General features: G+C 52.3%; 9 protein-coding genes and 2 pseudogenes. 3 read left to right on the top strand and 8 right to left on the bottom strand.

All coding sequences use genetic code 11. From position 1 onward, the window contains the following. Positions 1 to 8: 8 nt before the first annotated feature. A pseudogene (locus Q0562_RS13735) lies at positions 9 to 905 on the bottom strand (LysR family transcriptional regulator). A 100-nt stretch (positions 906 to 1,005) separates the two neighbouring features. Here Q0562_RS13735 and Q0562_RS03555 point away from each other — a divergent pair. The 3 genes and pseudogenes from Q0562_RS03555 to Q0562_RS13730 all read left to right on the top strand — a co-directional run. Then, positions 1,006 to 1,449: a GNAT family N-acetyltransferase gene (locus Q0562_RS03555; protein ID WP_298641250.1), complete on the top strand. Its 444-nt coding sequence runs from the start codon at positions 1,006 to 1,008 to the stop codon at positions 1,447 to 1,449. Next, on the top strand, positions 1,446 to 2,006 hold the full coding sequence (locus Q0562_RS03550; RefSeq protein WP_298641247.1) for an NAD(P)H-dependent oxidoreductase: 561 nt from the start codon (positions 1,446 to 1,448) through the stop codon (positions 2,004 to 2,006). Before Q0562_RS03555 ends, Q0562_RS03550 begins: the two co-directional genes overlap by 4 nt. 387 nt (positions 2,007 to 2,393) lie before the next feature. Then, positions 2,394 to 2,615: pseudogene (locus Q0562_RS13730) on the top strand (NADP-dependent phosphogluconate dehydrogenase); the annotation flags it as partial. A 259-nt stretch (positions 2,616 to 2,874) separates the two neighbouring features. Here the strand turns inward: Q0562_RS13730 and Q0562_RS03540 are convergent. The 7 genes from Q0562_RS03540 to parE form a co-directional block, all read right to left on the bottom strand. After that, complete coding sequence (locus tag Q0562_RS03540) at positions 2,875 to 3,351, bottom strand: type IV pilin protein (protein ID WP_298641242.1); 477 nt, start codon at positions 3,349 to 3,351, stop codon at positions 2,875 to 2,877. 4 nt (positions 3,352 to 3,355) lie between these two features. Further along, positions 3,356 to 3,868, bottom strand: coding sequence for a GspH/FimT family pseudopilin (locus Q0562_RS03535; RefSeq protein WP_298641240.1), 513 nt, complete (start codon positions 3,866 to 3,868; stop codon positions 3,356 to 3,358). Positions 3,869 to 3,879: 11 nt separating this feature from the next. Next, positions 3,880 to 4,683, bottom strand: a complete 804-nt coding sequence (locus Q0562_RS03530; RefSeq protein WP_298641239.1) for a hypothetical protein — start codon at positions 4,681 to 4,683, stop codon at positions 3,880 to 3,882. 21 nt (positions 4,684 to 4,704) lie between these two features. Beyond that, entirely contained in the window at positions 4,705 to 5,826 is a 1,122-nt protein-coding gene (locus tag Q0562_RS03525; protein ID WP_298641237.1) for a prepilin-type N-terminal cleavage/methylation domain-containing protein, read from the bottom strand. Positions 5,827 to 5,837: 11 nt separating this feature from the next. Beyond that, on the bottom strand, positions 5,838 to 6,401 hold the full coding sequence (gene pilV, locus Q0562_RS03520; RefSeq protein WP_298641234.1) for a type IV pilus modification protein PilV: 564 nt from the start codon (positions 6,399 to 6,401) through the stop codon (positions 5,838 to 5,840). Between the two features lie 15 nt (positions 6,402 to 6,416). Then, on the bottom strand, positions 6,417 to 10,067 hold the full coding sequence (locus Q0562_RS03515) for a PilC/PilY family type IV pilus protein (RefSeq protein ID WP_298641231.1): 3,651 nt from the start codon (positions 10,065 to 10,067) through the stop codon (positions 6,417 to 6,419). Between the two features lie 368 nt (positions 10,068 to 10,435). Further along, positions 10,436 to 12,358 (bottom strand): DNA topoisomerase IV subunit B, encoded by a 1,923-nt coding sequence (gene parE, locus Q0562_RS03510; protein ID WP_298641229.1) that lies wholly within the window; start codon positions 12,356 to 12,358, stop codon positions 10,436 to 10,438. Between the last annotated feature and the right edge of the window lie 85 nt (positions 12,359 to 12,443).

Below are 12,443 nucleotides of genomic sequence, written 5' to 3'. Positions count from 1 at the left end.
GCGGGGCATCACCCACCCTGCCCCAGCAGATAATCAATCAGCACCTGCACCCGCCGCGCTTTTTGCGTCTGCTGGCGGTAATAAAGATAAATCGGCGGATAGGAGCGCCAGTAGGGTTCGAGGACGGGGATAAAGGCGCCGCGGTCGCCCTGCCGGTCGCGGATGGGCTCGAAAATGCGCCCCAGGCCGAGACCGGCGCGCACGGCGTCGTTCATCACCTCGATGTCGTTGCAAACGAGCGCCATCGGCAGGGCGACGGTGATGTCCTGCCCGTTTTCCCGCAGGGTCAGCGGGTAGAGGTGGTTGGCGGTGATGAAGCGGTAGCCGATAAGCCGATGATGCAGCAGGTCGGCGGGTGTGGCCGGCGTGCCGTACTGTTGCAGATAGGCGGTGTCGGCATAAAGACCCTCGCGCAGCGCCGGATAGAGCGGCCGGGCGATGACGCCTTCTTCCAGGGCATTGCCGAAGCGGATGCCGAGGTCGAAGCCGCTGCTGACCAGATCGATGGTGCCGTCGTTCAGGGAAATTTCCAGGCATACCTGCGGATAGCGGCGGCAGAAGCCGGCGAAGACGGGGCGCAGCACAAGCTAATAGGCGAAGCGCGCCAGAGTGATGCGCACGCAGCCGGCCGGTTCGCCGCCCGCCCGGCGGGCCTCGTCCACCGCCTGATGCAGGGTAAGCAGGGCGTCGGCCGTGCGCGCCAGCAGTTGCTCCCCGGCTTCGGTGAGGTGGATGGCGCGGGTGGTGCGGGTACAGAGCGGCACGCCGATTTTGCCTTCAAGCTGTTTCAGCGCGGCGCTGGCGGAGGGCGTGGTGATACCGAGACGGCGGGCGGCGGCGGTGATGCTGCCTTCGGCGGCAATCAGGCGGAAGAGGTTCAGTTGGGCGTAGATGCTGTTGTCCATTGTGTGGTTTTGGCTAAGGGAGTCTCAGGCAGTTACAGGCTAATCCGCCTAATTGCGCCTGTCTATAATGCGCGCCGTCTTTGTTATGCAGGAACCTGTGATGTTTACCATCCGCCCCGATAACGACGCGGAACACCGTCGTGAAATTGCAAACCGCCTGCGCGCCGCCAACCGCGCACGTTGCGCCTGGCTGCGCGCCAACCCGTCTGCGGCGGAAACACGAAATTTCCTCGCCTTTGACGGCGGACGGCTGATTGGCGGGGCAGTGGGCTTTGTCCGCTTTGGCTGGTATTTTTTGGACCTGCTCTATGTGGATGCGGCCTGCCGCAATCGGGGTCTTGGCCGGCAGCTGCTTACTGCGGCCGAACATTTCGCCCGCGACCGCCAGCTGGTCGGCGTACGGCTGGATACGGCAGATTTTCAGGCGCGCGGCTTCTACGAAAAAATGGGATACACCCTTTTCGGCGAACTCGCCGACTGCTCGCCCGGCCATTCTCTCTACTTCTTGCACAAAACCTTCACCCGATCCAAGGAAAAACTATGAAAAACGTCCTGATTATCTCCGGCCACCCCGACCTCGGCACCTCCGTCGCGAACGCCACCATCCTCGAAGAAATCGAAAAAGCCCTGCCCGAGGCGGCAATCCGCCGCCTGGACAGCCTCTATCCCGACTACCGCTTCGACATCGCCGCCGAACAGGCCGCGCTGTTGAAAGCCGACGTCATCGTGCTGCAATTCCCCTTCTCGTGGTATGCCATGCCCGGCCTCTTGAAACTGTGGCTGGACCAAGTCTTCCGGCACGGCTTCTCGCACGGCAGCGAAGGCAAACTCGACGGCAAAAAACTGCTTTTCTCCTTCACCACCGGTGCGCCTGCCGCCGCCTACCGGAAAGACGGCCCGATGCAACACACCGTGGAAGACTACTTCCCCGCCTTTGCGAGCACCGCCGCCCTGTGCAACCTCGACTTTGTGCCGCCCATCTACACCTGCGGCCTCAGCTATACCGCCCGCGATGACAACGCCGCCATCAACGCGCAGAAAGAACAAGCCCGCGCCCACGCCGCCCGGCTGATTGCGAAAATCAGGGAAATCGTCGCTTAAGCCATGCCAACCGTCCGGCAGCGCAAACCACAACTACGCCCGACCGCTATCGTCGGCAGTCTCTGGCTGCTGTGCGTCGCACTATTTCTTACCCAGTATCTAATCCTGCTGGACAAAGCGGCCGAGGACGCCATCGTCAGCGTGAAGTTCCTTGTCACCCTGCTGATGGCGCTGCCGGGTAGCATCCTGCTGCTGGTTGACTGGCTGCGCTACGCCCTCCCCGAACGCGCGGCGCCCGTCGCTGCACGCGCTGCTGGCCGCCGCCGTGTATGGTGGCATTGGCTGGCTGACAAACTAAATGCTGGCCGCACCCATCACCTGCCGCTGAAAATCGTGCTCTTCGCCCACGGCATCGTGCTGCTGGGACAGCTGACCGGCGCGCTGGAAGCGGCCATCAGCCACGGCATCCCCGTGCCATGCATGACCTCGGCGCTGACCCTCCTCGACGGCTACACCAGCGCACAACTACCTGCCAACCTGCTGCAAGCCCAGCGCGACTACTTCGGCGCGCACACCTACGAACGCACCGACCAACCGCGCGGCAAATACCACCACACCAACTGGACCGGCAGTGGCGGCGACACCGCTTCGACCACCTACGATGCCTGACAAGCGGCACAAAAAAGCCCTCCCCGTAGGGAGGGCTTTTAATCATCAGTATAACTAACTGTGCTGGTGGTGGCCTGAAATGCATGCTCAACGAATATGTCAATAGCGCGGACAGGAAATACGAAGAGATTTTTTCCATTGTCCTCATAGTTGGAAGAATCAGCCAAACCTGCCCGGATTATGGGCAGCATACTTTTCAGGTTACTACTAACTATCGTATGCCCAACCTAGCATAATTTTCAAACCATAACCAAAATTTCTATTTTGACCAGCATTCTAATGAGACTTCATCGCGCTTGCTGCTCGGAGGAGTAGCTGTTTTCGACGCCATCTGTGAACCACTCTGATCGTAAAAGAAATAAGCACAGTCCTTATCTCTTTGTGCCTGGTTACCAAAAGCTTGTGCCTGCAAAGTATATCCAGTCGCTGTAATCGTGTTAGGTACAAAACTAATCGCATAACGTTTATTGGTACTACTGGGAATATCTGCAAAATTCCAGCTACTTATAGTCGCATCGCTAAGAGAATCGCCATTCGCCAGTTTTCGATAGTCTCGTGTTACCCGGTAATTTTGATCAATTCGTTGTGCTATCGCCTGCAGGGCGTTACGTGCTTCCACTCTCTGGCTACGAACGACATACCGGGAATAATTCGGTATTGCAATAGCCATTATAATAGCCATTATAACTACTACAATAAGTAGTTCTAACAACGTAAACCCTTTATTCATTTTCATTGTATCAAGCTCCTCTCAAACGCCCAGCCGATGAAATATTTACCTTCAGTTCGTGGTTACCTAATTTTACAGTTACAGAACCGCCAGCATTAATATCAAGGCGTCCGTTTCCTAGAAATTTCAGTTGACCATTAGCCCCTACCGGGCCGCCCAAAGTAACTTTTATCCTCTTGTCAGTCAATGGGCTATCTTGCAATATCTCCGGATTTTGACCCGCGACTTCATGTAAGACAAGCCATCCATTGGTAAAATCGTTACTACCACTGCATTTCTTGCCTTCACTATCGGAAGCGCAAAAAACCACACCATCCTTTAATCGTAAAGACTCGCTTTGCGCGAAATAAAAAGCACTTTTCCAATCATTAAGTACAGAACGTACTTTATGACGTTCCATCATAGAGCGGTAATTTGGGGCAGCCCAACTGATCAGAATACCAAGAATCGCTATTGTTACCAAGAGTTCCAACATAGTGAACCCTCGTTCAGCTCTATATTTACTCTTATATTTTTCGAGCATATGCCACCTCTCTAGCCGTTTAGCAGATAAATTGCTTGCATGACTGCATTGGTTGTTTTAACTTTTTCACTATTATTATTACCATTACCATTGCCGAAACCTACAGCAGTAATGCGGAAGACGACCACATCACCACTTTTGAGCTGGGTTCCCGCTGCAAGATCAGGAAATTCCATAGCGTTAATTTCCTTGGCAAGGAAACGTTCAATTATGTAATGAGGCTTCAACCCGGATGTCGTTGAGCAATCTTTGCATTCTATGGAAGGTAGTGTTGCATTAGCGGAGGAATCTAGTTGCTTGCTTGTAACTTTAACCTGATTGGCATTTTCTGACCAGTCCACACATACCCAAAACGGGCGGCATTTTTCATTATATTTATTGGCAAGAATATATTGCTGCGTATAAATACCATTATTGAGTAGTTCTCTTTTTCCCACAGCTGTAAAGGCCTCCTCAAGCGCTTTTTTTGTTTCGGTATCTTCCTTACTCCAGAAGGTATTTGCCCATTCTGCCTTGTTTTGTTCATCACAATATGCATCTTTCGTTTTACCGGGTGCAAGCGTAATACCTTTATCTTGCAGGCAAAGCTGGCGTCCTTGTTCAAGAATGAACCGCTCTGCTGCCCGTAATGCTGTGTCAGCAGATTGACGCGCTGTTAACATTTCAAAATCAGCCCCGGCCTTTCGTTCTTCCAGTCGCGAGCTTGTCATGGTAAAACGAATTATCCCCAGCAAAATCAACAGAAAAACAAGACAACTCAATAAGACGACTCCGTTCTCCCGTTTGTTCATACAAATATAAATATTCTCTTTCATTTCGACTGTCCTCAATACTCCCTATTCGGGGATATACAAACTGTTAGGCATACTGATTATTTGCACATACCGCTTATAGAGGCGGAAATCACCTGCTGGCCTTGGCCTATTTTCAGCAAATGAGGCGTCTGCGGCTGTCGCATTGAGACCTGCCTGACGGGCACAAGTGGGTATGTTGGGTTGGATCTCACCAAAAGACCCTTCACTGGTACCATCCATAGGTTCAACAGCAACAATTACACACGCTTCCACACCTACCACACTTGCCCATTTCAGCTCTTCATCTTCTACTTTTGACGCAGGAAGATATTTTATAACTTCCAGTCCACTGGTAGATTTACTCATATTTACTGTCTCACCAGCAGGAGTATCATTTGCAGGAGTGATCAGATAGCGGAAAGTCATTTCCTCAACACCTTCAATAATTCCCTGCCAATCACCCGCGCTACTGCTACAGCCAAAGCTGCCTTTACCATTATCGATTCGAACGCTGTAACGATTTACAACAAGTCCCGCCGCATCTTCCACTTTTCTGCCGATGCAATCTCTGCCTGCTCCACTAAGACTGTTATTTTCCTGAGTTTTAGAAGTTAAGGATGGCGATGGCGCTTTTTTACCATCGGAAATAGATTGATTTTGGAGATTATCAGGTGCAACAGTCTGGTAACCTATCTGTATGGATTGCCGTACTTGAAGATTAGTACCACTACAGGTCGCTAATTCTGTAAGTGAAGGCTGTGACGCGCCACTAAATTCACCATTACATCCTAGCAGTGGTACCACCCGGCCATTGGTGAATTTTCCTAATGTTGTCGCTTCTTTCAGATTACCCGTCAAGTTATCTTTTTGCCGTGCATAAATAGCAAGTACATGTGGATCTTCCAAGTCAAAAGCACTCTTCGCAGCAGATGCACTAGAAAATGGATCAAGATATCCCGCTTCATGTAAATCATAATTTAGTCTTTCCATTACTTGCCGAGCCACTTCATCCAGATTCTCCGACGTAGAACGCCGTTTTGAAGATTCATTGGCGGTAATAAAAAGCGTCGTTAATGCCATTAACAGAAGTACACCTAACCCCATTGCCACCATAAGTTCTATCAACGATAGCCCTTTCTGCTTTTTTATAGATATTATCTTCATGCTACCTCCATTCATAGCGTAAACCATACCCGTGTTCCTTGCACCGGAGTATCTTCGCTACGGTTAGTTTCAGGAACATGGCTCCACATTACGATAACTTCATATTGGTTACCTTTTTGTCTGATAATTCCTCTTCCGCCCGGTAGAGAACGAATCTCGCTTACCCACATTCGCATATCCTGCTTGGCATTATTCTCCGCTTCCGTACATCTACCACTCTTGCATTTTAGATTGGTGGTAATATCCGTCGAATCATACAACGTACTCAGGCTATTATACAGTTGTTGATAGTCTATATTGCCCTGTAGTGCTGTATTTTCCCGATCCAGCAGATAGGTATCTCGTGCAATACTGTTCGCACGCATGGCGTCAATAATCTGCTGGCTCTTCTGTTGGGCAAATGCCGTAAATTCAGCGGTATCCCCAAACCGGTTAGCCGTTTGAATCATGGAAACGCTCATTGCCAAACCCAAGGCAACTATTAACATGGAGATGACGATTTCCAGTAATGTCATTCCTCCTTCCTTCTGGTGGGTACGTAATGTACCCACCAGTCCTCTTTTTTTTATTTCCATAGAAAATACCTCGATTTACAACAAGATTTCCCGCTTGATACCCCGGATAAAGGAGGGATCGCCACAACGCTTGCCACCCAATGGCTGTACGTCTACTCTTCCCGCTCCTGTAGGGGGAGGCGTAGCGCCAGGCTCTTCTTGTATTGCCTTCAAGTCTCCCCATTTGGACGTTTTGGCAAGGCAATCATTTCTGCCCAGATCTTTACCGGCATTTTCAAGATCCTCCGCTTCACCCTGTTTTAACCCGCCATTAACGCCTAGTTGTCTTGCATTCGGCTCGACCTTAGCAGTATCAATGATATTTACGGCAGAAGTGATGGAACCTTCATTTTTACCAGCATGCTCTTGGGCTTGGCCATTTTCATCAGTAAAGTAGCCGCCTATTTTAAGATCCGGGCCTGCGCCGGTAAAGGCATTGATTGCCATAGTCCAGCTGGTACCTTTGGTATCTATACTGGATTCCGATTCATAGCAGGTCATTTTTGGATTAGCTTGCGGTGGCAACTTTGTGTCAACTTCTTTCACGCGATAAATCCTGGTAGAAAAGAAAGCCGTACTGAGCAACATACCCGGCTGAGATACCACTTTCTCGGAACCGACCAGATAGTCACCATCTTTTGAAGATGCTTTCAGCAAAACTTTCCATCCTTTATTTACGTCATTATCGAATCCTGCATCAATGATGTAGCGTTTATCACCAGACTCCGTAAATGTTTGCGTAAAAAGTGAGCTGCTGGTCAGTGCGGTGGGGGCGTCCACGCTCAAATCATCGTAGATACCGGCGATCATTTGCTGGTTAGTATCTTTATGATCATGTTTGAAAATATCGGATCCCGTGCCGAAGACAACAACGTAATCTTTTTCGCTCTTGCGATAGACATCCGGCGCTGCCGTGATTGGCTGTTTTTTATCGCCCTTATAGATCATGACGGCCTTCCAAGTACTGGGTTCACCACGCAGATCGAAGCGGTACAAATTACCAAACTGGTCGCCGGCATACGCCACATCCACAACTCCGTTAAAGTCGGTGTCTACCAAAAGTGGTGTGGACAATGCACCCGGCCCAATATCGGGTCCTGACGGTACAGAAATTTTCTTAACCAAAGTACCCGGTTTCGCGCCATTGGTTACTGATCCCGCAGTGGCATTCAGGCCGAACTCCTGCCCCATCATCTCATAAATATAGAGTGTCGGGGTGCTATCGTAAGCGCTAACCGTGAGGTTGGGTGTAAAGCTGCCTGCATCATCGTAAACCCCTGGTCGGTACCCATTGGCAAGAAAAGCATATACGCGAACACCTGTCTCAAGTTTGGGCTTTTTAGTGCCGGTATCCCATTGGGTGGCAACTTGTGCGATGGTTGGCGTACTGACGGTATAACCCAAACCGTTATCTGTGCCTTTTTCGGTCTCCCACATCGGAACCGAAGTCTTCCACTGGGCTTCTCCGCCTGCTTCCATTCCTGCACCGCCCGTGCCACTGCGTTTTTCTCCGGCGATTGACAGAGCGTATGCGCCACGACCACCCTGTCCCATGTTGCCGAGCATGACATATTGCTGTTTGAATCCGCGTGTTTTTGCAGTCAGCAGCCAGCTAATACCGCCATTATTCAGGTAGAGATGTGGTTGCAGGATATTTTCTTTACCATAGCCATCTTCTGCAATTAGCGGCAATGTTTTGCCCACAGTCAGACTGTCATCGCTGCTTTCGCGCTGCATACCCGCCGGCAGATAATTCAGTTTGAGGGCATATGGTGCCCTTTCACCCGTACCCGCAGTAGATTCAAAGATATAGGTCATACCGTCATTGGCAGCAGTGATGACGTATTTCTGTTTACCCGCAACGTCTTTGCCCAATGCAATAGTCGGCGTACCCAAGACATCACCCATTTGCCGCTGCACATCACTCGCAGTAGTCGTACGAATACGGTATGTCGTGATGCGACGCGGTGTAATGTTATTGGCGGCATCCTGAATCTGTTTATCGGTTTTGCCCGGGTCGCGCAGTATCCACGGCGCAAAAGCATCGCGATATTCTTGTTCGGAAGTCAGGTCGAAATCCACTCTGTGAGCTGTATCAGCTGCAGTCAGCCAGTAAATTCCGCTGCCATCCGCTTTGCCGTTATTCACCAGCACGACACGGCCATCATATTTAGCCGGTTCGGGATCTTTGGTTTTATCAATGGCCGTGCCACTGGAATTAAAGAAGCTGAAGAGCATGATACTGGACCATTTATCGGTATCAAGCGACAAGCTGGCAGCAATTGAGGCGATACTGCTACCGGATACAGATGGTGTGGACGTCGCACGGGTGTGCACTGACGGCGTTTTCACCTCTTTGGCAATGTCATTCAAGATTTCGCCAAAGATCTCTCTTAATCTGTTGCCATCAGATGTCTGATAGTAGCAACTAGAGCAACTAGCCGCGCCGCGCAAGTATTCTATTCCTCTTGAGCTCAGGTCTTCACCAAAACCAACGGCGTAAGTGGTAATTGTCTGTTTCGGGTATTTCGGATCATCCCAATCTCCCCCCTCGGCATCCTTTGCATCATTTGCTTTATCGGATCTGCCACCTGCCGGGATAATATCTTTAGACGACAGCATCCGGCTGAACAACCCTATGCCATTCCAATTCTCATCTCCCCACCTGGTTTTTCCATAGTACGGGTGGTACCAAGCTTCATAGGAACTCGTTCTTGAAGGTTTATATTTATACCACGGACCACTTCCATCTGTACCCCAGCGGGTAAACGTCCCATAGTAATCCTTCTCCCATTGCAGGAAGCCTGTAGCATTGTTGTAAATCTCGCCTGGGTAGCCCGGAATTTCATCCTCATTAGCATCACCATCAGAGAGCACAACAATATAATTCTTCTGGCACCGGTATTTAATATTATCTCTTATTACTCGAATGGCGCGAATATAACGGTCGGTAGTCGGCGTATCCAGATAAGGGGATAACGAGTACACATAATCCTTTATATCTGCTGCTTTTTCCTTGAAGCCGATGGGCACAGGGATATTATTTGTTTTCCAAAAATCATTCCATACAGGATCATATCCTCGAGCTCTCCATCTTGGATCGGCAGTATCCCAATAATTGCCCCAATCCGGCTTTCCACCCGTTTCGTGGCGTCTCTCGGTGCCCCACAGAGAATAAACTCCCCAGTTTACTTTCCCATCGTAAGTATTCATGATTGCATCCATACCATCTATGGCCACTTGCATACGGGTAGGTTGATCAAAGGTGTAGAAATTTCGCGCACCATTATTAGTGGCAGACAACGATTTATCAGTATTTACACCGAAAAAAATATAAAAGCATTTGTTTCGATTATTTCTGTTATAACTCACACTCCATGGACACCATCTTTTATTTGCCCAGTTATTGCGTTCAGGATTTGGAACATGCGTAACTGCTTGACGCATACTGCCCGAGTCATCAACAAAAAACATAACATTAGGACGCACACCACCTGCCCCACTCTTAATGGAATAGCTATTGAATTGCGGGGGGCGCGGCAGGAATGGTGAGGTGCGCGCATCGGTGGTAGCGGCAGGCGTCGGTGTTGCTTGCGCCATGGCGTATTGTTGACAGGCTACGCCCACGACCGTGGTCAGCAGCAGCGGGCGAAGAGGAATTCCGATTTTTCTCTGTGTTTTCATCATGTGCTCCATGTTTTCATGCCGCATGGATTATGCAGCAAAAGGGGTATATTTCTTTCATCAAGCAAGAATGGTGCCAATGGTTTTTCCTTATTATTTCCAACGGGTTGCATGATGTTTCCAAGCAACACGAACCGTCGCAGCACTCTTGCAAGGCCGCTCCTGCTCCGCCTGTTTCCGCAATGTCCTGACGTCGAAAAGCGATGGTTACAGCGAACGGGATACCGGGGATTTTACCTTTATCTGCCGCAGCCCGACACCTTCTGTCTCTTCCTCACCGGAAGCAATCATGATTATTCCCTGATTGTGAAGGCAATTTACGCCTGCGTAGCGCGCATCCGGTATTTTCCCCGCCAGGTGCGCAGTACGCATCAAAGCGTGGGCAGTGTCGTCGCATCGAAGGCGTCGAGGTTTTCGGCGTGGTTGCCGTTGGTTTCTATCCACTGGCGGCGGTCGGCGGCGCGTTTGTCCGCGAGCAGCATATCAAGCAGGGCTTCGGCGCTTGCCGCGTCGTGGTAGGTGAGGCAGACGAGGCGGCGTGTGTCCGGATTCATCGTGGTTTCGCGCAGTTGCGGCGGGTTCATTTCGCCGAGGCCCTTGAAGCGGGTGACGTTGATTTTGCCGTGGTAGCCGTCGCGGCGGATGGCGGTGATGGTCGCGTCACGTTCGGCTTCATCCAGCGCGTATTCGATGCGTTTGCCGGCGTCAATGCGGTACAGCGGCGGCATGGCGACGTAGAGGTGTCCCGCTTGGACCAGTGCCGGGAAGTGCCGCACCATCAGGGCGCAGATGAGGGTGGCGATATGCAGGCCGTCCGAATCGGCGTCGGCGAGGATGCAGATTTTGCCGTAGCGCAGGCCGCCCAAGTCGTCGCCGGCGGGGTCGATGCCGACGGCGACGGCGATGTCGTGGATTTCTTGTGAGCTCATGACGACGGTGGAGTCGTCTTCCCAGGTATTTTTGATTTTGCCGCGCAGAGGCAGGATGGCCTGGTATTGGCGGTCGCGCGCCTGTTTGGCCGAGCCGCCCGCCGAGTCGCCTTCGACCAGGAAGAGTTCGGTCAGGCGGTTGTCCTGGCTGAGGCAGTCGGCGAGTTTGCCGGGCAGTGCCGGGCCCCCGGCACTGCGTTTGCGGGTGATTTGTTTGTTGCTGTTGAGGCGTTTTTGCGCGTGACCGATGGCGAGCGCAGCGAGGGCTTCGCCGATGTCGGCATGTTTGTTGAGGTAGAGGCCGAAATGGTCTTTGACGGTGTTGCCGACCCAGGCGGCGCATTGGCGCGAGGTGAGGCGTTCTTTGGTCTGGCTGGAGAATTGGGGTTCGGGGATTTTCACGGAAAGGACGTATTGGCAGCCTTCCCAGATGTCTTCCGGCGCGAGTTTGACGCCGCGCGGCAGCAGTTGACGGAATTCGCAGAATTCGCGCAGGGCATCCACCAGGCCGCTGCGTAGGCCGTTGACGTGGGTGCCGCCGCCGATGGTGGGGATGAGGTTGGCGTAGCTTTCAAAGGTGCCGTTTACGCCGCTGCCTTCCTGCCAAGTGAGGGCAAGGTCGATTTGGCCGTCGCTGTCGCTATGGTTCAGGGTATAAGGCTCGGCGGGCAGGGTGTCGTCGCCGGTCTGTTCACTGAGGTAGGCGGCAAGGCCGTCGCGGTAGCACCAGGCGTCTTCTTCGCCGCTGCTTTCGTTGGTGAAGCGGATGTTAAGACCGGCGCAGAGGACGGCTTTGGCTTTGAGGATCTGCTTGAGGCGGGAGACGGCGTAGTTGGGGCTGTCGAAGTAGGCGGGGTCGGCCCAGAAGCGGACGGTGGTGCCATGACGGCGTTTACCGATGTCTTCGACGGCAGTCAGCGGTTCGACCACTTCGCCGTGTGCGCAGGCGAGGCGGTAGCGCCGCCCGTCGCGTTCGATATCCACTTCGAGGCGGGTAGAAAGGGCGTTGACGACGGAGACGCCGACGCCGTGCAGACCGCCGGAGTAGTTGTAGTTTTTGCGGCTGAATTTGCCGCCCGCATGCAGGCGGGTGAGGATGAGTTCGACGCCGCTTACGCCTTCGTCGGGGTGGATGTCCACCGGCATGCCGCGCCCGTCATCCTGCACACTAAGCGAGCCGTCGCGGTGCAGGATGACATGGATGTTTTTGGCGTAGCCGGCCAGGGCTTCGTCCACGCTGTTGTCAATGACTTCTTGCGCAAGGTGGTTCGGGCGGGTGGTGTCGGTGTACATGCCCGGGCGGCAGCGGACGGGATCGAGTCCTTTGAGGACGTCAATGTCGGCGGCAAGGTAGTGGTCTGTCATGGTCGTTGGTTTGTGCGGGTTGTGTGCGGTAGTGGTTTTGGCGCGGGTTCTGCCGGGCGGGAATGTGGGGTTTGTGCCGCTTGGC

The sequence above is a fragment of the uncultured Cardiobacterium sp. genome (assembly GCF_938028825.1).
Lineage (GTDB): Bacteria > Pseudomonadota > Gammaproteobacteria > Cardiobacteriales > Cardiobacteriaceae > Cardiobacterium.
This window is presented reverse-complemented; position numbering and strand designations above follow the sequence as displayed.

Coding starts and splice junctions, on each gene's coding strand:
- pilV (WP_298641234.1), bottom strand. CDS start 6,401: ATGGAAATAAAAAAAAGAGGACTGGTGGGTACATTACGTACCCACCAG.
- Q0562_RS03515 (WP_298641231.1), bottom strand. CDS start 10,067: ATGATGAAAACACAGAGAAAAATCGGAATTCCTCTTCGCCCGCTGCTG.
- Q0562_RS03555 (WP_298641250.1), top strand. CDS start 1,006: ATGTTTACCATCCGCCCCGATAACGACGCGGAACACCGTCGTGAAATT.
- parE (WP_298641229.1), bottom strand. CDS start 12,358: ATGACAGACCACTACCTTGCCGCCGACATTGACGTCCTCAAAGGACTC.
- Q0562_RS03550 (WP_298641247.1), top strand. CDS start 1,446: ATGAAAAACGTCCTGATTATCTCCGGCCACCCCGACCTCGGCACCTCC.
- Q0562_RS03530 (WP_298641239.1), bottom strand. CDS start 4,683: ATGAAAGAGAATATTTATATTTGTATGAACAAACGGGAGAACGGAGTC.
- Q0562_RS03535 (WP_298641240.1), bottom strand. CDS start 3,868: ATGCTCGAAAAATATAAGAGTAAATATAGAGCTGAACGAGGGTTCACT.
- Q0562_RS03540 (WP_298641242.1), bottom strand. CDS start 3,351: ATGAAAATGAATAAAGGGTTTACGTTGTTAGAACTACTTATTGTAGTA.
- Q0562_RS03525 (WP_298641237.1), bottom strand. CDS start 5,826: ATGAAGATAATATCTATAAAAAAGCAGAAAGGGCTATCGTTGATAGAA.